Raw genomic sequence first — 23,668 nt, 5'->3', positions numbered from 1 at the left:
AAGGTTCACCGGCCCGCGGCGTCCGGCACGGCCCCTCGCCGCGTTGTCGGGGCGCCCGAGTACGTCCAGTACACGGGCGCCCCTCCGCCTTGCGAGGCACCGCGCCGGACACCGCGGGCTCACCGGCAAACCTTTCCGGTCACCGCACTAGCGGGTCGGGGCGCCCGCCCGCAGACCCGCCAGCAGCTCGCCCACCAGCTCCGCGCCGCGCAGGGACAGCACCGACTCCGGGTGGAACTGGACCCCCGCGAAGCCACGCCCCGGCGCGCGCAGGGCGTGGACCTCGCCCGTGGCCCCGTCCAGGGAGACCTCCACCCCCTCCCGGGCCAGGCGGGCGGCCGTCCCCGGGTCGCAGTACGCGGCGTAGGTGTTGTAGAACCCGACCACCTCCTCCGTCCCGAACAGGTCGATCCGGGTCTGCGCGCCCTGCGACGGCTCCGCCTTGCGGACCAGGGGCAGGCCCAGCTCGGCCGCCAGCAGCTCGTGGCCCAGGCAGACGCCCAGGATTCCGCCCCGGTGGCCGGCCAGCAGTCGTGCCGCGAGCCCGCGCATCCGCCGCATCCGCGGGTCGGTGCCGTCGCCCGGGTCCCCGGGGCCCGGGCCCAGCACGACCGGACCCGGGTGGGACAGGGCCGCCGCGGGCAGCCCGGGGTCGTCGTGGCGGAGCACGGTCACCTCCAGCCCGGACACCCGCAGCACATGGGCCAGCATCGCCGTGAAGGTGTCCTCGGCGTCCACCACCAGGGCGTGCCCGGTGGACCGCGCCGGCCGCTCCCGCATCCGGAGCCAGAACGGCGCCAGGTCCCGGCGCCGGGCCGCCAGCGCCGCCGCCACCCGGGGGTCGTCCGCCAGGCGGACGCCGTCCGAACCGGGTCCGGCCGGGCGGGGCGCGGCCGGGCGCACCCCGAGCGCCGCCAGCACCCCGGCCGCCTTGGCGTGGGTCTCCGCGACCTCGCCCGCCGGGTCGGAGTGGCGCACCAGCGTCGCCCCCACCGCCACCTTCAGGGTCCCGTCGGCCGCGATGTCGGCGGTGCGGATCAGGATGGGGGAGTCCAGGGTCTGGGCCCCGCCGGCGTCCAGGCCGAGCAGGGCCAGCGCGCCCGCGTAGTAGCCGCGGCCCCCGCTCTCGTACCGCTCGATCACCCGGCAGGCGTTCCGCACGGGCGAGCCGGTCACCGTGGCCGCGAACATCGTCTCCCGCAGCACCTCCCGCACGTCCAGCGAGGAGCGTCCGCGCAGCTCGTACTCGGTGTGCGCGAGGTGGGACATCTCCTTCAGCCGCGGCCCGACGACGACCCCGCCCCGGTCGCCGACGGCGCACATCATCTTGAGCTCCTCGTCGACCACCATCGACAGCTCCTCGGTCTCCTTGCGGTCGCCGAGGAAGGCGAGCAGCGACCCGGCCGTCGGGCCCCCGGCGGGATGGCGGTAGGTGCCGCTGATCGGGTTCATCACCACCGTCCCCCCGGACATCCGCACGTGCGCCTCGGGGGAGGCCCCGACCAGGACGCGGTCCCCGGTGTGGACGACGTACGTCCAGTACGCGCCCCGCTCGTCCAGCAGCAGCCGCCGGAAGAGCGCGAGCGCGTCGGCCCGGCCGAAGCCGTCGATCCGGCCCTCGTAGGTGCGGCGGATGACGAAGTTCGCGCCCTCGCCGCGCCCGATCTCGTCCCGGAGCACCCGCCCGACGGTGGCCGCGTACGCGGTGTCGCTGACGTCGAAGCCGCCGTCCTCGACCCGCACCCCGTGCGCGGGCAGCTGCTCCAGGGCCTCGGCGAGCGGGATCTCGTACGCCTCCTCGGCGACCAGCACGCTCAGCGGCGTGCCGTCGTCGCGCACGTCGAACCCGCGCTCGCGGATCTGGCGGAAGGGGACGAGGGCGAGGGTGGGCAGCACTCCGACGGGCAGGTCGGCCAGGCGCCCGGCCTCGTGGACCGGGCCGGTCAGCACCTCGACGGTGTCGTGGTCGCGGCCCGGGGTCCGCCGGCGCAGCAGCGCGAAGGGCGGGGCGGAGTCGTGGAGCAGTCGGCTGAGTCCCATGGGGCGGGGGTCCTTCCAGGAGGGGAGGGACGGCCCGGGGCTCCGGCGTACACGCGGAAGGCCGCCCCTCGGGGCGGCCTTCGCGTCGCTCGTGCTCGTTCTAGGTACGCGCGAGAGGTGGGCCGCCGGAAGCGGGCCACCACCAGTTCTGACCGGAGTGCGCGTACATGCCGTGCACCCTAACCCACCCGCGGACGGCGTCTCACCTGGTGGGCGCCGGGCCGGACGCGGCGTGGGACGCCGTAAGGTGTACGGGGTGACCGTGAACGCTGATATCCAAGCCCCCGCCACCAAGGCGACCTGGCGAGACCTTCCCGCGGCGCAGCAGCCTTCGTACCCCGATGCCGAGGCTCTGCGCGCTGTCGTCGCGGACCTCGAATCGTATCCTCCGCTCGTCTTCGCGGGCGAGTGCGACCAGCTGCGCGCCCGTCTGGGAGCCGTCGCCAAGGGCGAGGCGTTCCTGCTCCAGGGCGGCGACTGCGCCGAGGCCTTCGACGCCGTGTCCGCCGACCACATCCGTGCCAAGCTGAAGACGCTCCTCCAGATGAGCGCCGTCCTGACGTACGCGGCCTCCGTGCCCGTCGTCAAGGTCGGCCGGATCGCCGGCCAGTACTCCAAGCCGCGCTCCAAGGACACCGAGACCCGCGACGGCGTCACCCTGCCGACCTACCGCGGCGACTCCGTCAACGGCTTCGCCTTCACCGAGGCGGACCGGATTCCGGACCCCGAGCGCCTCAAGCGGATGTACCACGCCTCGGCCTCCACGCTGAACCTGGTCCGCGCCTTCACCACCGGCGGCTACGCCGACCTGCGCCAGGTCCACGCCTGGAACCAGGACTTCGTGAGGTCCTCCCCCTCCGGCCAGCGCTACGAGCAGCTGGCGCGGGAGATCGACAACGCGCTGAACTTCATGAAGGCGTGCGGCACCGACCCGGCCGAGTTCAAGGCCGTCGAGTTCTACGCCTCCCACGAGGCGCTGCTCCTCGACTACGAGACCGCGCTGACCCGCACCGACTCGCGGACCGGCAAGCTCTACGACACCTCCGGCCACATGGTCTGGATCGGCGAGCGCACCCGCCAGCTGGACCACGCGCACATCGCGTTCTGCGCGCAGATCTCCAACCCGATCGGCGTCAAGCTCGGCCCCACGACCACCGTGGACGAGGCGCTGACCTACATCGACCGGCTGGACCCGGAGCGCGAGCCGGGCCGGCTGACCTTCGTGGTCCGCATGGGCGCCGACAAGGTCCGCGACAAGTTCCCCGAGCTGGTCGAGAAGGTCACCGCCTCCGGCGCCACCGTGGCCTGGGTCACCGACCCGATGCACGGCAACACCTTCGAGGCGGCCTCCGGCCACAAGACGCGCCGCTTCGACGACGTGCTGGACGAGGTCAAGGGCTTCTTCGAGGTCCACAAGGAGCTCGGCACGCACCCGGGCGGCATCCACGTCGAGCTCACCGGTGACGACGTCACCGAGTGCGTGGGCGGCGGCGACGAGATCTTCGTCGACGACCTGCACCAGCGCTACGAGACGGCCTGTGACCCGCGGCTCAACCGCAGCCAGTCCCTGGACCTGGCCTTCCTGGTGGCCGAGATGTACCGCGACCAGTAGACCGGCCTGACCGGTCTGACCGGCGGGAGATCAGCTCAGAGGTTCCTACGACGGTGGGGCACGGATCGATGTGATCCGTGCCCCACCGTCGTACCCAGGGCTTTTAGGGGACCCTAAGTTTGGGTACGGTGAGGTAAGCCTCACCAAACAGGGGATGGCTCCGGACCGTTCCGCCCAGGGAGGTGAACCGCGTGTACGTCTGCTCTTGCTTCGGGGTCACCGACAAGCAGGTCGAGGAACACGCGGCCGCCGGGGCCTGCACCCCCCGCCAGATCGCCTCGGTCACCAAGGCCGGCACCGACTGCGGCTCCTGCGTGCGGACCATCCAGGGCCTCCTCGGCCGCAGGGCCTGCCCGCGCCGGGAAGTGCTGGAGAAGGGCGGCGGCGCGGCTGCCGCACTGGCCGCCGTCCCGGCCGGGATCACCGGCCCGGGCCCGGAGCTGGCCGAAGCCGCGTAGGGCCCCGTACCGCCCGGGGAGCGTCCGGGTCTCCGGGCGCCCGGGTCTCCGGGGAAGGGCTCAGCTCTCCGGCTGTTCGATCAGCTGCGCGATGTAGAGCGGCTCGCCGATGGACTCGATCAGCTCCAGCTGGGTGTCCAGGTAGTCGATGTGGTGCTCCTCGTCCTCCAGGATCTCCTCGAAGAGCCGCGCCGAGGTGATGTCGCCCTTGCCGCGCATGACCTCCGCGCCGCGCTTGAGCCGGTCGATCGCCTCGACCTCGACCTGCCGGTCGGCCTGGAACATCTCCGTGAGGGTCTGCCCGACGCGCACGTGGAAGAGGCGCTGGTAGTTCGGCAGACCGTCGAGCATCAGGATGCGCTCGGTGATCTTGTCCGCGTGCTTCATCTCGTCGATGGACTCGGCGCGGGTGTACTGCGCGAGCTTCGTCCAGCCCTTGTTGTCCTGGATGCGGTAGTGCAGCCAGTACTGGTTGATGGCGGTCAGCTCACCGGTCAGCTGCTCGTTCAGAAACTCAAGGACCTCGGGGTCGCCCTGCATCGCAGAGGCTCCTTCCAGGCAGTGTCAGCCATGTGACGGGGCAGGTGCGCGCATCCTTGCACTGCCGTCCGGGGCCGTCCAGTAAGTGCCTCCTTAGTGATAGTTGCCGTGACTTGCCCCGATCGGTCCTGACCTGGTCGTGACCACCCTGGCAGGTCTGTCACCATGGAGACATGGGTCAGCCGGAAAGCCGCGAATCTCCGGGAGCGGAGCCGTCGGAGCTTCCTCCGGGGCAGCGGCTCCAGCGGGGCTGGCCGGTCACCCACTACGGGCCCGTACCCAAGTTCAAGCCGGAGCGCTGGGAGTTCCGCGTCTTCGGTGCGACGGCCGACGGGGAGAAGCACTGCTGGAACCACGAGGAGTTCACGGCGCTGCCGTTCGACTCGGTCGTGGCGGACCTGCACTGCGTGACGAAGTTCAGCATGCAGGGCGCCGAATGGGGCGGTGTGCTCGCCCGTGACATCCTCGCCCTCGCCCCGCCCGCCCCGCAGGTCACCCATGTGATGGTGTGGGCCGAGTACGGCTTCAGCTCCAACCTGCGGCTGGCCGATTTCGCCTCGGAGCGGTCCGTCTTCGCCACCCACCAGGGCGGTGAACTCCTCACCGCCGAGCACGGCTTTCCGCTCCGGCTCGTGGTCCCGCACCTGTACGCCTGGAAGGGCCCCAAGTGGGTCCGCGGCGTCGAGTACATGACCGCCGACCGCCGTGGCTTCTGGGAGGAGCGCGGCTACCACAACATCGGCGACCCCTGGCGCGAGCAGCGGTACTCCTACCAGGAGGAACCGGGCGAGGGGCCCGAGCTGTAGGAGGGCTTCGGCCCCCTTCGCGCGCCGGGGTGCGCCGGGGCTCAGTGGTACGGGTGGACGACCGCGTGGCCCTTGCCCCGGCCGATCAGGTACCGGTTGACCGGCACCGTCACCACGAAGGCGAGCGCGAGGGCGATCGCGAGCGCGGTCCAGAAGAGCGCGTCCGACAGGTGCGCGTCCATCGCGCCCGGCCACAGGGCGAGCACCCCGTTGTCGATCAGCTCCATGACGGTGATCGAGAGGGTGTCGGCGGCCAGGGTGACCCGCAGGGCCGTACGGAAGTCCACGCCCGCCGCGAGGACGGTGCGCAGGGTGAGCGCGTAGCCGAAGAAGAACGCGAGCGTGATGGCCAGGACCATCGTCGGGACGTTTCCCCAGCCCAGCGCGGTGCCGATGATCATGCCGAGCACCTCGCCGATGGCGCAGCCGGTGAGGCAGTGGAGGGTGGCGCGGGCGGCCGTGGACCAGCTGACCTTGCCGCCGTGGTGGGCGGCGCCGTGGCCGCCGTGGTCCTCGCCGCCGTGGTGCGCGGGCTCGTGGTGCTCGTGTGTCCCGTGCTCGTGTGTCCCGTGCTCGGGCGGGTGCTGGCCGGGTGTGTGGTGCTCGTGGTGCCCGTGTGTGTGCTCCATGACAACCCCTTGGTGGGAAACGCCCGGATACGGTCCTGCCGGCAGGGCAGAACCGTATACCCCCCTAGGGTACTCATCAAGGGGGTGCGGGGCTCACCGGAGAGCGCGCAGCTCCTTCAGCAGGGCCACGTCCGCCGTGTGCCCCTCCTTGCCGCCCGGGGTCTCGGTGATCAGCGGGACGCCCTCCATCGCGGGGTGCGTGAACAGCTCGGCGAAGGCGTCCGGGCCGATGTGGCCCCGGCCGATGTTGGCGTGGCGGTCCTTGCGGGCGCCCACCCCCTCCTGGGAGTCGTTGGCATGGACGAGTTTCAGCCGTCCCTCGCCCACCGTCTCCACCAGCAGGTCCAGCGTCCGCTTCGTGCCGCCCGGCTCCGCCAGGTCGTGACCCGCCGCGAAGATGTGGCAGGTGTCCAGGCAGATCCCGAGCTTCGGGTGGTGGTCGAGCGCGTCGAAGTACGGGCCGAACTCCCAGGTCCGCGCGCACAGCGAAGCACCCTGCCCGGCCGTGGACTCCAGCAGCAGGAAGGGGTCGTCCTCGTGCGTCAGCTCGTCCAGCAGCGGCAGCATGTACTCCCTGACCTGCGCGTACGCGGCCTCGCGCGGGCGCCCTCCCGTCGCCGAGCCGGTGTGGACGACCACGCCGAGCGCGCCGATCTCCCGGGCCCGGCGCAGGGAGTGGCGCAGCGACTCCACCGACCTCTCGACGGTGGCCCCGGTGTGCGAGCCGAAGTTGATCAGATAGGGCGCGTGGACGTACGCCGGGAGGGACCCGGCCGCGCACTCCGCCCGGAACCGCTCGTCCTGCGCCGGGGTGCCGACCGGGGTGGCCCAGCCGCGCGGATTGGCCACGAAGACCTGGACGGCCTCGGCGCCCATCTCCCGGGCGTAGGCCAGCCCGACCGAGGCCAGCCCGCCCGCGACGGGGATGTGGCCGCCCACGGGGTTGCGCAGCCGCAGCGGGTGCAGCGGCTCCCGCGGCCCGTCCTGCGGCTGCCCGTCCTGCGGCTGTCCGTCCGGTGCCTGTCCGTCCGGTGTCTGGCCGTCCCGCGCCGGCCCGGGGCGTGTCCGCCCGTGCTGTGCCCGCTCCACGTATGCCTGCTCCACGTATGCCTACAGTCCCTTGGTCCGGATGGTGATCGTGCTGCCCTCGGGGGCGCTCTGGCCGCCCGTGACCGACTGGGTGTCCACGGTGTCGCCGAAGGAGAGGAAGGGCCGGTCCACCCTGACCTTGAAGCCCGCGCCCTCCAGCGCCGTGCGGGCCGCGTCGAGGTCCTGGCCGGTCACGTCCGGGACCAGGAGCGGGCGGGGGCCCTGGGAGAGGGTCAGGGTGACGGTGTCCCCGGCCGCCGCCTGGGCGCCCGCGGCGGCCGACTGGACGGCGACCGTGCCGGCCGGGGCGAGGGAGTGCACCGGCCCGGCGGCGGTCCCCACCTTGAGACCGAGGGCCTCCAGGCTCGCCCGCGCCTGGTCCAGGGGGACTCCGGTCACGTTCGGCACCTGCACCGGACGGCCCTTGCTGACGACCAGCGCGACCGCCGTGTCCGGGGCGCGCTGCTCGCCCCCGGCCGGGTCGGTGGAGACCACCGAGCCCGGGGCGACGTCCTGGCTGAACGCCTCGGTCACCACGCCCGGCGCCAGCCCCGACGCGGTCAGCTCCTGCCGGGCCACCTCCAGCGGCCGGCCCAGGAGGTTGGGCACGGCCACCGTCTCGGGGCCGCGGGAGAGGGTCAGCGTCACCGTGCCGTTTCCGCGGACCCGCCCGCCGGCCGGGGGATCGGTGTTCATCACCGTGCCGCGCTCGAACGCCTGGCTGAACTTCTTCTCGATCCGCTTCACGCCGAGCCCGGCCGCCGACAGCTCCGACCGGGCCTGCTCCTCGGACTTGCCGAGGAGGCCGGGGACCCGGGTGAACTGGCCCGAGCTGATGTACCAGACCCCGGTGCCCAGACCGAGGGCGACCAGCAGCCCGGCGACGACGAGGAACCTGCCCGGCCGGGGCCGCCCCCGCCGGGGCGGCCGGTGCGCGGCCCCGGCGGTCTCCAGCCGGGAGGTGTGGTGCGCGGGCCGCTCCGCGCCCACCGGGCGCGGGATCACGCCGGTGCGGTCCTCGGAGGCGGTGCGCCGCCCGGCGCGCGCCTGCGGCGGTACGGCGTCCAGCTCGGCGTCCTGGAGCCGGGCGCGGGCCTCGCGGACGAGGCCGAGCAGGGCGGCGGCGTCACCGGGCCGCAGCCGGGGGTCGCGGGCGGTGGCGTCCGCGACGAGCCCGTCGAGGTCGGCGGGGAGCCCGGGGACGGCCTCCGAGGGCGCCGGGACGTCCTCATGGAGATGCCGGTACAGCACCTGGGCGGCGCTGCCCCCGGTGTGCGGCTTGGACCCGGTGAGCATCTCGTACAGGACGACACCGCAGGCGTAGACGTCCACACGGGTGTCGGTGACGCCGTTCTCGATCTGCTCGGGCGCCAGGTAGGAGACGGTGCCGAGGACGGAACCGGTGGTGTCGGTGACCGAGTCCACGGACCGGACCAGGCCGAAGTCGGCGACCTTGACCCGGCCGTCGTCGCCGATCAGGACGTTCTCGGGCTTCATGTCGCGGTGGACGAAACCGGCCCGGTGGGCGGCGCCGAGGGCGGCGAGGACGGGTTCGAGGATGTCGAGGGCGGCCCGGGGCTGGAGCGCGCCGCGCTCGCGGAGCACGTCGCGCAGGGTGCAGCCGGAGACGTACTCCATGGCGAGGAAGACGTACGGCCCGTCCGTGCCCTGGTCGAAGACGGCGACGACGTGCGGGTGGGCGAGCCGGGCCACCGACTTCGCCTCCCGGATGAAGCGGCCGACGAAGGCGGCGTCGGCGGCGAGCGCCGGGTGCATCACCTTCAGCGCGAGGACGCGGTCGAGCCGGGTGTCCACGGCCCGGTAGACCGTGGCCATGCCGCCGGCCGCGATACGGGCGTCGACGCGGTAGCGGCCGTCGAGCACGCGACCGACGAGGGGGTCATCCAGGGTCGTGTCCACCCGGCGATTCTACGAGCCGGTGCGGTGCCGTCGGTGCGGTGCCGCCGGTGCGGGTCGGCCCCGCGGGCGGCGGCCGCGACGCGATCGGCCGGGTGCGGCGCCGTTGCCGGGTGCGCTGCCCCCGGACCCCCGCGCCTCAAACGCCGGCGGGGCCGGGACGGGCCGGGACGGGCCGCCCCGGGGCCGGGGGTCAGAAGGCCGGGCGTTCCGGGTCCAGGGCGGGGCGGCCCGAGGTCGGGGAGGAGGCGAGGGCGAAACGCCGCTGGGGGATGCGGCCCGCGCGGTGGGCCAGGCGGCCCGCCGAGACGGCGTCGCGCATGGCCGCCGCCATCAGGACCGGCTCCTGGGCCCGGGTCACCGCCGAGGCCAGCATCACCGCCGCGCACCCCAGCTCCATCGCCAGCGCGGCGTCCGAGGCCGTCCCGGCGCCCGCGTCCAGGACGACCGGGACCCCGGCCCGGCCGGTGATCAGCTCGAAGTTGTGCGGGTTGCGGATGCCCAGCCCGGAGCCGATCGGCGATCCCAGCGGCATGATCGCCGCGCAGCCCACGTCCTCCAGCTTCCGCGCGAGCACCGGGTCGTCGTTGGTGTACGGCAGGACCGTGAACCCCTCGTCCACCAGGGTCTCGGCGGCGTCCAGCAGCTCGACGCCGTCGGGGAGCAGGGTCCGCTCGTCCGCGACGACCTCCAGCTTGATCCAGTCCGTGCCCAGGGCCTCCCGGGCCAGCCGGGCGGTCAGGACGGCCTCGCCCGCCGTGAAGCAGCCCGCCGTGTTGGGCAGGACCGCGATGCCCAGGCGGTCCAGGACCGACAGGACCGAGCCCTGGACGGTCGGGTCCAGGCGGCGCATGGCCACCGTGGTCAGTTCGGTGCCGGAGGCGGTCAGGGCGCGTTCCAGCACGTCCAGGCTGGGGGCCCCGCCCGTCCCCATGATCAGGCGGGAGGAGAAGGTCCGGCCGCCGAGGGTGAGGAGGTCCTCGTCCGGGGTGGTCACGGTCAGCCCCCCTGGACGGCGGTGAGGATCTCGACGCGGTCGCCCTCGCCCACGGGGGTGAGCCGCCACCGGCCGCGCGGGACCACCGTCTCGTTGAGCGCGGCGGCGACCCCGGCCGGGGCGGCGGTCAGGGTGGCGACCACCACGTCGAGCGTGGTGCCGGCCGCGATCTCGCGCGGCTCGCCGTTGACGGAGATGGTCATGCGTACGACTCCTGACGCGTGGTGGCCTTGGGGGCGGAGAACCGCAGCGGGGTGAACGGGCGCGCGATCGCGGGCAGCTCGCCGGTGGTCAGCAGCTCGGCCATGACCTCGCCGGTGAGCGGGGCCAGCAGCACCCCGTTGCGGTAGTGCCCGGTGGCCAGGTGCAGGCCGGGCAGTGCGGTCGGGCCGAGCAGCGGGGCGTTGTCGGGCGAGCCGGGCCGCAGTCCGGCCAGGGTCTCGGTGAGCGGGAGTTCGGTGATGCCGGGGACCAGCTCGTGGGCGTCGCGCAGGAGTTCGTAGACCCCGCCGGCGGTGACCGTGGTGTCCCAGCCGAGCTCCTCGCTGGTGGCGCCGACGACGAGTTCGCCGTTCTCGCGGGGCACCAGGTAGACGTGGCTGCCGCGCACGACGGCCCGTACGGTCCGCGACAGGAACGGCGCGTACGCGGCCGGCACCGTGAGCCGCAGCACCTGCCCCTTCACCGGCCGGACGGGGGCCACCGCCTCCGGCGGCACCCCGGCCAGCCGGCCGCTGAGCGAGCCCGCCGCCAGGACGACCTGGTCCGCGCGCAGCCGGGTGCCGTCGTCGAGCAGGACGCCCGCCGCCCGGTCGGCGGTGACCAGGAGCCGTTCGGCGCCCGCCCGGCGCAGCTCCACGCCGGAGTGGGCGCAGGCGGCCAGCAGGGCGGCGGCGAGCCGGCGCGGGTCCACCTGGTGGTCGCCGTCGACGCGCAGGCCGCCCCGGACGCCCGGGGCCAGCATCGGTTCCAGGCGGCGGCACTCGCGGCCGGTGAGCCACTGGGACTCCAGGCCGCAGCGGCGCTGGAGGGCGTGGAGTTCGCGCAGGTGGAGCCGGTCGTCGGCGTCGAGGGCGACGGAGAGGGTGCCGCAGGCGCGGTAGCCGATGTCGCTCCCGCCGCCGGCCTCGGCGAGTTCGGCGGCGAAGCGCGGGTAGCGGGCGGCGGAGTCGAGGCCCAGGGCGAGCAGGGCCTCCTCGCCGTAGTGCAGTTCGGTGACGGGGGCGAGCATCCCGGCCGCGACGCGGGCGGCGCCCCCGCCGGGCGCCGGATCGGCGAGCACGGTCCGCAGCCCGGCCCGGGCCGCCCGCCAGGCGGTGACGAGACCGATGATCCCGCCCCCGACGACGAGCACGTCGGACCCGGTTCTCCGTGAGGCGTGCATGGGCGTCCAGCCCCTCCCTTCGCCGGCATGACCCGGATCAGGTTCGTACGGTCGGAGGCCGTCCAGCCTCCCTCTCAGCCCGGTGCGCCCGGACTCCCGCGATAGGTACGGTGGCCAGACTAACCCCGCCGTGGACGGCGGGTAAGGCTGGTCCTGTTCCTGACGGACCATCAGGCAGCGAGTCGGACAGTGAGGGTGGCCGGGTGACCGAGCAGACGGAACGGACCAGCGGCGGCACGGGAGCGGGGCCGGGCGGCGTGGTCGTCGTCGGCGCCGGCCTGGCCGGCGTGCAGACCGCGGTGGCCCTGCGGGAACAGGGGTGGACCGGCCCCGTCACCCTGCTGGGCGCCGAACCCCACCAGCCCTACGACCGGCCCCCGCTCTCCAAGGCGGTCCTCCTCGGCAAGGCCGAGGACTCCGCCTTCGACGTGGACTTCGAGGCGCTCGGCATCACCCTGCGGCTCGGCACCGAGGTCACCGGCCTGCGGGCCGCCGAACACCTCCTGGACACCGGCGCGGGACCCGTCCCGTACGAGGTCCTCGTCCTGGCCACCGGCGCCGAACCGCTGACCCTGCCCGGCACCGAAGGCGTCCCGGGCGTCCACCTGCTGCGCACCCTGGACGACGCCGCCCGGCTCCGGCCGGTCCTGGCCACCGCCCCCGCCGTCGTGGTCGTCGGCGCGGGCTGGATCGGCGCGGAGTTCGCCACCGCCGCGCGCGAGGCGGGCCGCGCCGTGACGGTGGTCGAGGCCGCGGACCGGGTCCTGGCCGGGGCGCTGCCCGCCGAGGCCACCGAACCGATGGCGCGCTGGTACGCCGAGGCGGGCGCCCGCCTGCTCACCGGGGCGAAGGTCGCCCGGGTCGAGGAGGGCCGGGTGCTGCTGGCGGACGGCCGGGAACTGCCCGCCGACGCGGTCGTCGTCGGCATCGGCGCCCGCCCGGCCACCGGATGGCTCGCGGGAACCGGCGTGGAACGGGGCCCCGACGGCTCGGTCACCGCCGACGCCCACCTGCGGACCTCCCTGCCCGGCGTGTACGCGGTCGGCGACTGCGCCTCCTTCCCCTCGGCCCGCTACGGCACCCGGCTCCTGGTCCACCACTGGGACAACGCCCTCCAGGGACCCCGGACGGTCGCCGCCAACATCGTCGCGGGCGGCCCGGAGCGCGCCTACGACCCGGTCCCGTACTTCTGGTCGGAGCAGTTCGGCCGGTTCGTGCAGTACGCGGGCCACCACGGCGGGGCCGACACCCTGATCCGGCGGGGCGACCCGGCCGGCCCGTCCTGGTCGGTGTGCTGGCTGAAGGAGGGCGCGCTCGTCGCCGTCCTCGCCGTGGGCCGCCCCCGCGACCTGGCCCAGGGCCGCAAGCTCATCGAGACGGGCGCCGCCCTGGACCCGGCCGGGGTCGCCGACCCCGGCACCCCCCTGAAATCGGCCACCCTGCGACCCGCCCCCTGACCCGCGTCCCGGTCCGCGCTCCGGTCCGTACGGGCCCGGCGCGCGGCCCCCGGCACCCGGACGGGGCGGCCCGGGTACCGGGGGCCGGTCCGAGATGGCAGGCTTGTCCCCGTGACCGAGATTGACGCAAAGATCGAAGCCCTTGTCCCCGACTGGATGTACCTCCCCGACATCGCGGAGGCGCTCGACATCGAGGTGACCAGGGTCCGCCAGATGGTCAAGGAAGGGCAGCTCCTCGCCGTCCGCCGGGGCGAGAACCGCTCCCTCCAGGTACCGGCCCCCTTCATCGACGGAGACAAGGTCGTCAAGGGCCTCGTCGGACTGCTCACCGTCCTGCGCGACGACGGCTTCTCCGACGGGGAGATCCTGGAGTGGCTCTTCACCTCCGACCCGACCCTGCCCGGCACCCCCGCCGAGGCGCTGAGTGAGAATCGCGGCACGGAGGTGAAGCGCCGCGCTCAGGCGCTCGCCCTGTGACCTGATCCGCTTCACCGCGGTGGGGGGGGGGGCCGGCCCCCCCCCCCCCCCCCCCCCCCGGGGGGCCCCGGGCCCCCCCCCCCCCCCCCCCCCCCCCCCCCCCCCCCCCCCCCGCCACGGGGGTTTGCCCATGTCCGCGACCGACGCCCGCGCCCAGCTGTCCGACGCCCGGCTCTACCTGTGCACGGACGCCCGCAAGCGCCAGGGCGACCTGCCCGAGTTCCTCGACGCCGTCCTGGACGGCGGAGTGGACGTGATCCAGCTCCGCGACAAGGGGCTGGAGGCCGCCGAGGAACTCGAACACCTGCGGCTCTTCGCCGACGCCGCCCGCCGCCACGGCCGCCTCCTCGCCGTCAACGACCGCGCCGACGTGGCCCACGCCGCCGGCGCCGACGTCCTCCACCTCGGCCAGGGCGACCTCCCCGTCCCCGCCGCCCGCGCCCTCCTCGGCCCGGACCCGCTCATCGGCCGCTCCTGCCACACCGCCTCCGAGGTCGACGCCGCCACCGCCGAGCCCGGCGTGGACTACTTCTGCGTCGGCCCCTGCTGGCCCACCCCCACCAAGCCCGGCCGCCCCGCCCCCGGCCTCGCACTCGTCCGCCGCACGGCCGCCCTGGCGCCCCGGCGGCCCTGGTTCGCCATCGGCGGCATCGACAGCACGAATCTGGACGAGGTGCTGGACGCCGGGGCCACCCGGATCGTCGTCGTCCGCGCCCTCACCGAGGCCACCGACCCCGGCGCCGCCGCCGCGGACCTGGCCGCCCGGGTCCGGGCCCGCACCGCCGGATAGGCGCCCGCACCATCGGGCCGGTGTCCAAAAAGATGTCCAAGGAATGGACTCGGCTTCGGCGTCCGCCCAGCCGCGTCTAACCTGCCCGTATGGCCCTCGGAACCGCTTCCACCTGGACGGATCGTGCACACACGGTCCGTGACCTGCTCACGGCCGGACGCTCGTACTCCTTCGAGTTCTGGGCCCCGAAGACGGAGAAGGGCGAGCGCAACCTCTGGAACGCGCTGCGCCGCGTCGAGGCGGTGGCCCCCAGCTTCGTCTCCGTCACCTACGGAGCCGGCGGCTCCACCCGGGGCGGCACCGTCCGCGCCACCCAGCAGATCGCCGCCGACACCACGCTCACCCCCGTCGCGCACCTCACCGCCGTGGACCACTCCATCGCCGAACTGCGCCACGTCATCGGCCAGTTCGCCGACGCGGGCATCCGCAACATGCTCGCCCTGCGCGGGGACCCGCCGGGCGACCCCATGGGCCCCTGGGTGGCCCACCCCGAGGGCGTACGGTACGCCGCCGACCTGGTCCGCCTCCTCAAGGAGTCCGGCGACTTCTGCGTAGGCGTCGCGGCCTTCCCCGAGATGCACCCGCGCTCGGCGGACTGGGACACGGACATCCGGCACTTCGTGGACAAGTGCCGCGCGGGCGCCGACTACGCGATCACCCAGATGTTCTTCGAACCGGAGACCTACCTGCGGCTGCGCGACCGTGTCGCCCAGGCGGGCTGCGAGACCCCGATCATCCCCGAAGTCATGCCCGTTGTGGGCATCAAGCAGCTCGACCGGCTGCCCCAGCTCAGCACCGCGGTCTTCCCGCCGGACGTGAAAGAGCGGATGCTCGCGGTCAAGGACGATCCGGCCGCTGTACGCTCCATTGGCATCGAGTTCGCCACGGAGTTCTGCGCGCGGCTGCTGTCCGAGGGTGTCCCGGGGCTGCACTTCATCACGCTGAACAACTCCACGGCGACGCTCGAAATCTACGAGAACCTGGGCCTGCACCAACGGGCCTGACCGGCCGGCCCCCTTCCCCGGGCGGTCGGCCGCACCGAGAGGGGCCCCGCATGGGTATGACGGTCCTCTACATCGCGTTCGGCTTCGTCGCGCTGTGGCTGCTTGCCGAGGTCCTGATGCAGTACAAGGCCCGGCTCCGCTGGCGCCTGCTCGCCTTCACCGGCTTCCTCGGCGTGGTCGCCGGGGTGGTCCTGCCGTCGGTCCCGGTCATCGTCGCCGGCGCGGTCGCCTTCGCCGTGGGCCAGATCCTGGTGACGCTCTCCTTCCGCAAGGGCTTCGAGGCCGGCTGGGCGCTGCGCCGCGGCGGGGCTCCCGTACGCCGCAGCGGTCGCCGCCGCTCCGGGGGCACCCGCCCGGAGCCGACCCTGCGGGTGACGCCGGTGGAGTACGGGTCCGAGAGCGCGGCAGGGGCCGCCGGGGCCGCCGCCGGGCCGTTCCCGCAGGACGGCCCCCACCACCCGGACCGGGACTTCGCCCCCGCCCCCGCGGGCGGGAACCACCCGCCCGTGCCCGGAGTGGAACAGACCGCGGCCTTCCGCTCGCCCTTCGCCCCGGACGAGCCGGACGCCCACCAGTACGCCGCCCCGCACGACCCGCAGACGCCGGACGGCTACGCCTACGGCGACGGCTACCCGGCGGACGGCCGGCAGGTCTACGCCGCCTACTCGGACCCGTACATCGGCACCGGCGGCGGCCCGCTCCAGCCGGACGCCGGGTACGCCCCCTACGACGACTACCCCGCCTACCCGGACGCCGGCCACCCGGCCTACCCCGACTACGCGCCCTACGGCGGCCCGTACCCCGGCCAGACCCCGGCGCAGTACGCCATGGACACCCCGCCCGGCGGGGTCTGGGTCCCGCAGCAGCGGGCCAACGACCAGACGGCGCAGCCCTACCCGGCCCCGGCGGCCGGGGAGGACCCGGACCGGCCGCCGCAGGACCACCCGCACCAGGGCACGGGCGACCACGGGCAGCACCGCTACTGAGACCCCGCTACGGAGACCCCGCTCCCGGGGCACCGCTCCCGGGGCACGGCCACGGAGGCCGCCGCCGGGTCACCGGGAGCCGCGGAACCCGGCGCCCTCCACGATCAGCCCGGCCACCAGGGCCCCGGTCATCCCGGCGTGCGCCAGCCCGCCGCCGGGATGGGCCCAGCCGCCCGCCAGGTAGAGCCCCGGCAGGGCGGTGGTGTTCGCCGGGTGGAGCAGCCGGCCCCCGGCCCCCGCGAGGGCGGGCGCGGGCACTGCGCCACCGGCCGCCCCGGTCGCCGCCTCCACATCGGCCGGGGTCCGCACCTCCTGCCACAGCAGCCGCTCCCGCAGCCCCGGTACGGCCCGTGCGGCGAGATCCAGCAGCTCCGCCGGCCCGGGAGCCGCTCCCGTGCCCGCAGGGCCGCAGACGGCGCTCACGGTGACCGCCTCGTGGTCCGCGTCGGGCCGCCCGGCCGGGTCGTCGGGGCGGACCACGGTGACCTGCGCGCCGGGGGAGTGGACCAGGGTGCGGTGCACGGCGTCCCCGGGGCGGGCGCCGCGCAGCGCCAGCAGGAGCGTGATTCGCCCGGCCACGTCCTGGCCACCGGCCGCGGCCGGGCCCTCCACCAGGGGCACCGGGCCGGCCGGCAGCTGCCGGGGGTCGATCCCGCACACCACGGAGTCGGCGGCCACCTCGGTGCCGTCGGCCAGCAGCAGCCCGGCCGCCCGGCCGTCCACCGCGAGGACCTCCCGCACGTCCGCGCCGAAGACGAAGGCCACCTTCCGCTCCAGGCACCGCTCGTACACGGCGGTGGCCAGCTCCCGCATCCCGCCGCGCACGTACCAGCTGCCGAAGGTCTGCTCCATGTAGGGCAGGACGGCCGCCGAGGCGGGCGCGGTGAGCGGGTCGATCCCGTACGCCCGCACCCGCGCGGTCAGCAGCTCGCCGAGCCCGCCGCCCAGCTCGCGCCCGGCCACCTCGGCGAGGGTCGGCGGGCGGCGGCGCAGCAGACCGCTCCGGCGCAGCGCCGGGTAGGGGTCGTTCTCCAGCCCCGGCGCGCCGGGGGTCAGCGGCTCCTCCAGGAGCGGGCGCCGGGTGGCGTCCCAGGCGTCCCGGGCGCGGCCCAGCACACCGTTCCAGCGCTCGCCCGCGCCCGCGCCGAAGGCCGTGTCCAGGGCGGCGCCCACCCCGCCGCGCGAGCCGCCGGGCAGGGCGACGTCGACGCCGTGGCCGGGGAGCACGTGCCGCACCGCCGGGTCCGCCTGGACCAGTTCGACGCACTCCTCCAAGGGCCGCTTGCCGGTCTTCACGAACAGGTCCCGGTAGACGGCGGGCAGGTGCAGCAGCCCGGGGCCGGTGTCGAAGACGAACCCCTCGCGCTCGTACCGGCCGACCGCGCCGCCGTAGGTCGCCCCCCGCTCGTACACCGTCACCCGGTGCCCCGCCACGGCCAGCCGGGCCGCCGTCGCCATCGCGCCCATCCCGGCGCCGATCACCGCAATTCGTGCCATGCGACCGAGCCTAGTGGGGCGCCCGGACCGGCCCGCCCGGCGGGTCCAGCCGGGCGGGTCAGCCGGGCGGCGGGGGTCCGGTCGCCCGGCGGGCCCCGGCGGCGAGCCGTTTCTCCTCACGGAGCTGGGCCCGGCGGCGCAGGAAGCGGCGGATGCGGGTCCAGAGGTAGACCAGCAGGGCCAGTCCGGCGGCCAGCAGGACGGCCGCGATGACCGCCGCGGCCTGCGGGTTGAACATGGCGAAGGTGATGATCCCGGCCACGCCGAGGTCCTCGGCGGTGCTCAGCACGATGTTGCTGAACGGCTCGGGCGAGGTGTTGACCGCCATCCGGGTCCCGGCCTTGACGACATGGCTGGCCAGCGCGGTCGAGCCGCCGACCGCCCCGGCGGCGAGGTCGGAGAGCGATCCGCTCTGCGCGGCCAGCAGCGCGCCGACGACGGCGCCGGAGACCGGGCGGATCACGGTGTGGACCGCGTCCCAGACGGAGTCCACGTACGGGATCTTGTCGGCCACCGCCTCGCAGAGGAAGAGCACGGCGGCGACGATCAGCACGTCGGTGCGCTGGAGCGAGGCGGGGACCTCGTCGGTCAGGCCGGCCGCGCCGAAGAGGCCGAGCAGGAGGACCACGGCGTAGGCGTTGATCCCGCTGGCCCAGCCGCTGGTGAAGACCAGGGGGAGCACACTCACCGGCTCATCATGCCGCACGGCGGCGCACCCGGCCGGGTGGAGGCGGAGCGATGAGGGGACGGCCGCCCGGTGGCGGCCGTCCCCTCACCCATGTGGAGTGGGGGCTACTGCCCCTGTTCGTCGCGGCGGCGCTGCCACCGCTCTTCGATGCGGGTCATCATCGACCGACGCTGCCGGTTGCGGCCGTGGGCCGAACCGCCTGCACTGCCGGAGGCGGGCTGTTCGCCGGGCTTGGGGGCCTTGCGCCAGCCGGTGACCACGAGCACGGTACAGCCCAGCATGACGAGGAACCCCACCACGCTGACCCAGAGTACGTTCGGCACGATCACACCGGTCATGAGGAGCGCGATACCGACCACAATGCCTGCGACTGCCTGGTAGACCCGTCGCCGGGTGTACGTGCGCAGTCCGCTTCCCTCAAGCGCTGTCGCGAACTTGGGATCTTCGGCGTACAGCGCTCGCTCCATCTGCTCGAGCATGCGCTGCTCGTGCTCCGAGAGCGGCACGGGAGTCCTCCTCATCCGTCGGTCGCGGGGGGTAGCGACCAGGGGTCCCCTTCAGGATAGGCGGGGAATCGCCCCCGTGATACCCGCCCTCTACGCCATTTCACGAAACGCGACCGCCGCGTGACGACCATTGAGGCGCTTATTCCCCGATGGTCCGTGCACCATGCCGGTCACTGTCCACGATCATACGATGCCCTCCGGCGAAGCGGAGGGTCGGAGAGCGACCCGGTCCGCCGGAAGGCGAGGATCAGCTCCGCTTTCCGCCCAGGATGTGCAGCTGGGTGGCGACGGCGTGGAAGGCGGGCAGCTCGGCGGCGGCCTCCTCCAGACGCAGCAGCGCCTCGACCGCGCCCGGCTCGGTGTCCACCAGGACCCCGGGGACGAGGTCCGCGAAGATCCGGACGCCGTGCACCGGGCCGACCTCCAGGCCGGCGCCGCCGACCAGCGCGGAGAGCTGGTCGGCGGTGAAACGGCGCGGCACCGGGTCGCCGGAGCCCCAGCGGCCGGCCGGGTCGGTGAGCGCGGTGCGGGCCTCCGTGAAGTGCCCGGCCAGCGCGCGGGCGAGGACGGCGCCGCCGAGCCCGGCGGCCAGCAGGCTGAGCGTGCCGCCGGGGCGCAGGGCCGCGACCGTGTTGGCCACGCCCTCGGCCGGGTCGTCCAGGTACTCCAGCACTCCGTGGCAGAGCACCACGTCGTACGCCTCCCGGTCGACCACGTCGAGCAGGCCCTGGGCGTCGCCCTGGACACCGCGGACCAGGTCGGCGACACCGGCTTCGGAGACCCGGCGCTCCAGCCCGAACAGCGCGTTGGGGCTGGGGTCGACCACGGTCACCCGGTGGCCCAGCCGGGCCACCGGCACGGCGAACTTTCCGGTGCCGCCGCCGGTGTCCAGCACGTCCAGCCCGTCCCGCCCGGTCGCCTTCGCCCGGCGGTCGAGCGCCTCCTTGAGGACCTCCCACACCACGGCGGTGCGGAGGGAGGCACGGGGGCGGGAAGTGTCCGACACGGCTGATGGCTCCTCGGCGCGGTAAGGGTGAGCGGTCCGGGCCCACCCTATGGCCTCCGGCTGCCGCGCAGCTCATCGCGCGTCCGGGCGCTCCGGAGGCGGTGGCGGGACGGCCCGCAGCGGCTCCGGCGGCGCCGTGCGGGCCACCGGCGGGAGGGCGAGCAACCGCTCCACCAGCCGCAGGAACGTCGAGACGGCGCGCATCAGGTCGTCCGCGTCCCGGTCGGTCGCCGCGTCCGGTATCCCGGCCTCGGCCCTGGCCCGGCGGGCTGCGCCGGAGGCGAACAGCGCGCTCCACCCGGCCAGCTCCGGAGCCACTTCCGGCAGCACCTCCCACGCGCTGCGTATCCGGGGGCGCCGCCGTGGCCGCACCGGCTCGGGCCGGCCGTGCGCGGCGAGCACGGCCGCGGCGGCGCGCAGCGCGGCCAGGTGCGCGGTGGCGTACCGCTCGCCCGGCCGGGGCAGCCGCGCGGCCTCGGCCAGGCCGCCGCGGGCCTTGGCGAGCAGGGCGCGGGCGGCGGCGGGGTCACCCCACGGCGGAGCCATGGGGGTGGGGTACGGGTGCGGGGACGGTGTGGCCATGACGAACCTCCTCGATGCGGGCGGTGCGTGTGCCGTGCGGGTGGTGCCGTGCGGTATGCGTGCCGTGCCCGGGGCCGTGCGGGCCGTTCGGGCTGTTCGGCCGGGTGTGGCCGGTCGGTTCGGGGGTGGTGGGGCCGGTTCGGTGCGGGTCCTGACCGCTGTGTCGGTGTCCATCGTGACGGGCCCCACTGACAATCGCGCTGACCTGGGCTTTCGCGGTTCCTGCCGCGGTAACTGCCCCCCGTCGCCCACCGGGTGCGCCGGGGGCTGCTAGTTTTTGAACTGACCGGTCAGTTCAAAAAGAGGGGGGACGGCGTGGACAGCCCGCACGGTGCGGCCGTCAGAGCCGAGGGCTTCGGACTCAAGGGCCCGCGCGGCTGGGCCTTCCGGGGCATCGGCCTCGACGCGGCGCCCGGCTCGCTCATCGTCATCGAAGGCCCCTCCGGCAGCGGCCGGACCTGCCTGCTCCTCGCGCTCACCGGCCGGATGAAGCCCACCGAGGGCCACGCCGAGATCGGCCCCCACCGGCTGCCGAAGCGGATGTCCGCGGTCCGCGGGATCGCCGCCCTCGGCCCGGTCCCCGGCGTCAACGACCTCGACCAGGCCCTCACCGTCGCCGAGCAACTGCGCGAGGGCGCCCTGCTCCAGCGCCGCTACGACAGCCCGGTGCGGGCCCTGCTGCGCCCCCGCGAGTGCCGGGAGCGGGCCGCGGCCCGCGTCACCCGGGCCCTGGCCGCCGTCGAGCTGGACCTCGACACCCTGCCCAAGGGCCCGCGTACCTCCGTACGGGACCTGGAACGGCTGGAGTACGTCCGGCTGTCGCTGGCCATCGCCCTGCTGGGCTCCCCGGGGCTGCTGGCCCTGGACGACCTGGACCTCAAGCTCTCCGACGCCGAACGGGCCGAGGCCTGGGCCCTGCTGCGCTCCGTCGCGGCCCGGGGGACCACCGTCCTGGCGGTCTCCAGCGAGGCCCCCGAGGGCGTGACGGTCCTGCGCACCGTCGCCACGGCCCCCGGGGGGACCGCCGGACCCGGGTCCGGCACGACCACCACCGACCCCGCCGCCACCACCGCCGACGGCACACGGACCGACACGCACACGAAGGGGGCGGACGATGCGCTCGCCGAAGCTGGCCGCGCTTGAGATGAAGCGGTTCGGGCGGGGGAAGCTCCCCCGGGCCGCCCTCGTCTCGCTGCTCCTGCTGCCGCTGCTCTACGGCGCCCTGTACCTCTGGTCCTTCTGGGACCCGTACAGCCGCCTCGACAAGGTTCCCGTCGCCCTCGTCAACGCCGACCGGGGCGCGACCGTCGACGGCGAGCGCGTCGACGCCGGTGACGAGATCACCCGCAAGCTCCGCGACAGCAAGACCTTCGACTGGCGCGAGGTGAGCGGGAAGGAGGCGGCCGAGGGGCTGGAGAACGGGACGTACTACCTCTCCCTGACCATGCCCGCCGACTTCAGCGAGAAGATCGCCTCCAGCTCCGGCGAGGACCCCGCCACCGGGGCCCTCCAGGTCCGCACCAACGACGCGAACAACTACATCGTCGGCTCGATCTCGCGCACCGTCTTCGCCGAGGTCCGCACGGCGGCGTCCACCGACGCCTCCCGGGGCTTCCTCGACAAGATCTTCGTCTCCTTCTCCGACCTGCACGACAAGACCGCCGAGGCCGCCGACGGCGCCGACCGGCTCAAGGACGGCGCGGGCAAGGCCCAGCAGGGCGCCAAGGAACTGGCCGACGGCCTCGACACCGCCCAGCGCAAGAGCGGCGAGCTCACCGGCGGCCTGCAGAAGCTCGACTCGGCCGCCGGCAAGCTGGCGGCCGGGACCAAGGACATCGCGGCCGGCACCCAGACCCTCGCCGACAAGGTCCACGGCGCCGCCGGCAAGGCCCGCCCCTTCCTCACGGACCCCCAGCGGCTCGCCGACACCGCCGAGCTGGTCGCCGACACCGCGCAGACCGTCAAGGGCCACCTGGACGCCTTCGCCCGCAACGCCCCGGCCGCCGCCACCGTCACCCAGCGGGTCGCCACCGGCGCCTCCGACGTCTACGCGCGGACCTGCACCGGTGGCGCCCAGCCGGTCCCCGCCGCCTGCCCCGACCTGAAGAAGGTCAAGGACGACGCGGCCGAGGCCGCCGGACTCGCCGGGGGCGTCAGCACCGTGATCAAGGGGGCCGACGGCGATCTCGGCACGCTCCGCACGCACCTGACCGACCTGGAACGCCAGGCCCGTGACGTCGCCGCGAAGGCCCCCGGCCTCTCCGCCGACCTGGACGCGGCCGTCGCCAAGGTCGACGCCCTCAACGCCGGCGCCCGCCAGGTCGCCACCGGGATGGCCCAGCTCCGCACCGGCCTGGGCTCCGCCTCCACCGGCTCCGCCGCCCTCGGCCAGGGCGTCGGCAAGCTCGGCGACGGCGCGCACAGCCTCGACGGCGGCATCTTCAAGCTGGTCGACGGCTCCGGCGAACTCGCCGGCGGGCTGCACGAGGGCGTCGGCAAGATCCCCGACTACGACCAGCGGCAGCGCGAGGCCCGTACCCAGGTCATGGCCGACCCCGTCCAGCTCGCCAGCGAGTCCCTGCACAAGGCGCCCAACTACGGCACCGGCTTCGCCCCGTACTTCATCCCGCTCTCCCTGTGGGTCGGCGCGATGGTCGCCTACATGCTGATCGCCCCGCTCAACCGGCGGGCCCTGGCCGCGGGCGCCTCGCCCTGGCGGGTCGCCCTCGCGGGCTGGCTGCCCGTGGCGGGCCTCGGCGTCCTCCAGGTGGGCGCGCTGATGTCCGTGCTCCACTGGGGACTCGGCCTGGAGATGGCCCGGCCCGCCCTCACCGTCGCCTTCCTGGCCCTGGTCACCGGCTGTTTCGCGTCGATCGTGCAGTGGCTGAACGCCAAGTTCGGCGCCGCCGGGCGCATCCTGGTCCTCGCCGTCCTGATGCTCCAGCTGACCTCGGCGGGCGGCACGTACCCCGTTCAGACCAGTCCCGGTTTCTTCAACGCCGTCCACCCCTACCTGCCGATGACGTACGTGGTGGAGGGCCTGCGACGGCTCATCACCGGGGGCGAGCTGACCCCGGTCTGGCAGGGCTGCGCGGTCCTGGCGGCCTTCACCGCGGGCGCCCTCGCCCTCACGGCGCTCGCCACCCGCGGCAAGCAGGTGTGGACGATGGACCGGCTGCACCCGGAACTGAGCCTGTAGGGGA

General features: G+C 74.7%; 23 protein-coding genes and 1 riboswitch. Of the genes, 10 read left to right on the top strand and 13 right to left on the bottom strand.

Translation table 11 applies throughout. The features are described 5' to 3' along the window. Positions 1-147: 147 nt before the first annotated feature. Positions 148-2,040: an anthranilate synthase family protein gene (locus tag ACIA5F_RS13805; RefSeq protein ID WP_399352347.1), complete on the bottom strand. Its 1,893-nt coding sequence runs from the start codon at positions 2,038-2,040 to the stop codon at positions 148-150. 256 nt (positions 2,041-2,296) lie between these two features. On the opposite strand from ACIA5F_RS13805, the gene ACIA5F_RS13800 reads away from it, so the two are divergent. Both ACIA5F_RS13800 and ACIA5F_RS13795 read left to right on the top strand, forming a co-directional pair. After that, entirely contained in the window at positions 2,297-3,652 is a 1,356-nt protein-coding gene (locus ACIA5F_RS13800) for a class II 3-deoxy-7-phosphoheptulonate synthase (RefSeq protein ID WP_399352345.1), read from the top strand. A 191-nt stretch (positions 3,653-3,843) separates the two neighbouring features. Next, positions 3,844-4,110, top strand: a complete 267-nt coding sequence (locus ACIA5F_RS13795; protein WP_399352343.1) for a bacterioferritin-associated ferredoxin — start codon at positions 3,844-3,846, stop codon at positions 4,108-4,110. Positions 4,111-4,170: 60 nt separating this feature from the next. On the opposite strand, the gene bfr is transcribed toward ACIA5F_RS13795, so the two are convergent. Next, on the bottom strand, positions 4,171-4,650 hold the full coding sequence (bfr, locus tag ACIA5F_RS13790; RefSeq protein WP_399352341.1) for a bacterioferritin: 480 nt from the start codon (positions 4,648-4,650) through the stop codon (positions 4,171-4,173). A 173-nt stretch (positions 4,651-4,823) separates the two neighbouring features. Between bfr and ACIA5F_RS13785 the strand changes: the two genes are divergently transcribed. Beyond that, entirely contained in the window at positions 4,824-5,456 is a 633-nt protein-coding gene (locus ACIA5F_RS13785; protein ID WP_399352339.1) for a sulfite oxidase-like oxidoreductase, read from the top strand. Positions 5,457-5,497: 41 nt separating this feature from the next. Here ACIA5F_RS13785 and ACIA5F_RS13780 read toward each other — a convergent pair whose 3' ends face one another. The 6 genes from ACIA5F_RS13780 to thiO all read right to left on the bottom strand — a co-directional run bounded on the left by ACIA5F_RS13780 (position 5,498) and on the right by thiO (position 11,472). Continuing rightward, positions 5,498-6,085: a DUF4396 domain-containing protein gene (locus ACIA5F_RS13780; protein ID WP_399352337.1), complete on the bottom strand. Its 588-nt coding sequence runs from the start codon at positions 6,083-6,085 to the stop codon at positions 5,498-5,500. 93 nt (positions 6,086-6,178) lie between these two features. Beyond that, on the bottom strand, positions 6,179-7,036 hold the full coding sequence (locus ACIA5F_RS13775) for a deoxyribonuclease IV (protein WP_399352379.1): 858 nt from the start codon (positions 7,034-7,036) through the stop codon (positions 6,179-6,181). A gap of 159 nt (positions 7,037-7,195) precedes the next feature. Further along, positions 7,196-9,094, bottom strand: coding sequence for a Stk1 family PASTA domain-containing Ser/Thr kinase (gene pknB / locus ACIA5F_RS13770; RefSeq protein ID WP_399352336.1), 1,899 nt, complete (start codon positions 9,092-9,094; stop codon positions 7,196-7,198). Positions 9,095-9,284: 190 nt separating this feature from the next. Continuing rightward, the gene (locus ACIA5F_RS13765; protein ID WP_399352334.1) at positions 9,285-10,088 is read right to left on the bottom strand and encodes a thiazole synthase; all 804 of its coding nucleotides are present in this window, start codon (positions 10,086-10,088) and stop codon (positions 9,285-9,287) included. Between the two features lie 2 nt (positions 10,089-10,090). Beyond that, complete coding sequence (gene thiS, locus ACIA5F_RS13760; protein WP_399352332.1) at positions 10,091-10,291, bottom strand: sulfur carrier protein ThiS; 201 nt, start codon at positions 10,289-10,291, stop codon at positions 10,091-10,093. Further along, positions 10,288-11,472: a glycine oxidase ThiO gene (gene thiO / locus ACIA5F_RS13755; RefSeq protein WP_399352330.1), complete on the bottom strand. Its 1,185-nt coding sequence runs from the start codon at positions 11,470-11,472 to the stop codon at positions 10,288-10,290. Before thiO ends, thiS begins: the two co-directional genes overlap by 4 nt. Continuing rightward, a riboswitch (TPP riboswitch) is annotated at positions 11,470-11,582 on the bottom strand. Its footprint overlaps the gene before it by 3 nt. A 93-nt stretch (positions 11,583-11,675) precedes the next feature. Between thiO and ACIA5F_RS13750 the strand changes: the two genes are divergently transcribed. The 5 genes from ACIA5F_RS13750 (at position 11,676) to ACIA5F_RS13730 (ending at position 16,186) form a co-directional block, all read left to right on the top strand. Continuing rightward, entirely contained in the window at positions 11,676-12,929 is a 1,254-nt protein-coding gene (locus ACIA5F_RS13750; protein ID WP_399352328.1) for an NAD(P)/FAD-dependent oxidoreductase, read from the top strand. A 111-nt stretch (positions 12,930-13,040) separates the two neighbouring features. Next, positions 13,041-13,406: an Rv2175c family DNA-binding protein gene (locus tag ACIA5F_RS13745; RefSeq protein ID WP_399352326.1), complete on the top strand. Its 366-nt coding sequence runs from the start codon at positions 13,041-13,043 to the stop codon at positions 13,404-13,406. A 130-nt stretch (positions 13,407-13,536) separates the two neighbouring features. After that, complete coding sequence (gene thiE, locus ACIA5F_RS13740; RefSeq protein ID WP_399352324.1) at positions 13,537-14,196, top strand: thiamine phosphate synthase; 660 nt, start codon at positions 13,537-13,539, stop codon at positions 14,194-14,196. A gap of 89 nt (positions 14,197-14,285) precedes the next feature. Beyond that, positions 14,286-15,200: a methylenetetrahydrofolate reductase [NAD(P)H] gene (gene metF / locus ACIA5F_RS13735; protein WP_399352322.1), complete on the top strand. Its 915-nt coding sequence runs from the start codon at positions 14,286-14,288 to the stop codon at positions 15,198-15,200. 50 nt (positions 15,201-15,250) lie between these two features. Beyond that, a complete protein-coding gene (locus ACIA5F_RS13730) occupies positions 15,251-16,186 on the top strand; it encodes a hypothetical protein (protein WP_399352320.1) in 936 nt (311 codons plus the stop codon). Positions 16,187-16,255: 69 nt separating this feature from the next. Here ACIA5F_RS13730 and ACIA5F_RS13725 read toward each other — a convergent pair whose 3' ends face one another. From ACIA5F_RS13725 to ACIA5F_RS13705, 5 genes are all read right to left on the bottom strand, one after another. Then, the gene (locus ACIA5F_RS13725; RefSeq protein WP_399352318.1) at positions 16,256-17,683 is read right to left on the bottom strand and encodes a phytoene desaturase family protein; all 1,428 of its coding nucleotides are present in this window, start codon (positions 17,681-17,683) and stop codon (positions 16,256-16,258) included. 58 nt (positions 17,684-17,741) lie between these two features. Beyond that, the gene (locus ACIA5F_RS13720) at positions 17,742-18,371 is read right to left on the bottom strand and encodes a DUF4126 domain-containing protein (RefSeq protein WP_399352316.1); all 630 of its coding nucleotides are present in this window, start codon (positions 18,369-18,371) and stop codon (positions 17,742-17,744) included. Between the two features lie 104 nt (positions 18,372-18,475). Then, positions 18,476-18,877: a DUF3040 domain-containing protein gene (locus ACIA5F_RS13715; protein ID WP_399352314.1), complete on the bottom strand. Its 402-nt coding sequence runs from the start codon at positions 18,875-18,877 to the stop codon at positions 18,476-18,478. Positions 18,878-19,124: 247 nt separating this feature from the next. Further along, the gene (locus ACIA5F_RS13710) at positions 19,125-19,883 is read right to left on the bottom strand and encodes a methyltransferase (protein ID WP_399352312.1); all 759 of its coding nucleotides are present in this window, start codon (positions 19,881-19,883) and stop codon (positions 19,125-19,127) included. A 72-nt stretch (positions 19,884-19,955) separates the two neighbouring features. Beyond that, positions 19,956-20,465, bottom strand: coding sequence for an SAV_6107 family HEPN domain-containing protein (locus ACIA5F_RS13705; RefSeq protein WP_399352310.1), 510 nt, complete (start codon positions 20,463-20,465; stop codon positions 19,956-19,958). A gap of 315 nt (positions 20,466-20,780) precedes the next feature. Here ACIA5F_RS13705 and ACIA5F_RS13700 point away from each other — a divergent pair, with 315 nt between their 5' ends. Next, entirely contained in the window at positions 20,781-21,608 is an 828-nt protein-coding gene (locus ACIA5F_RS13700; protein ID WP_399352309.1) for an ATP-binding cassette domain-containing protein, read from the top strand. Next, the gene (locus ACIA5F_RS13695; protein WP_399352308.1) at positions 21,580-23,664 is read left to right on the top strand and encodes a YhgE/Pip family protein; all 2,085 of its coding nucleotides are present in this window, start codon (positions 21,580-21,582) and stop codon (positions 23,662-23,664) included. Before ACIA5F_RS13700 ends, ACIA5F_RS13695 begins: the two co-directional genes overlap by 29 nt. The last annotated feature ends 4 nt before the right edge of the window (positions 23,665-23,668 follow it).

Origin of the sequence: Streptomyces sp. NPDC051567 (assembly GCF_044454165.1) — a bacterium.
GTDB lineage: Bacteria > Actinomycetota > Actinomycetes > Streptomycetales > Streptomycetaceae > Streptomyces.
This window is presented reverse-complemented; position numbering and strand designations above follow the sequence as displayed.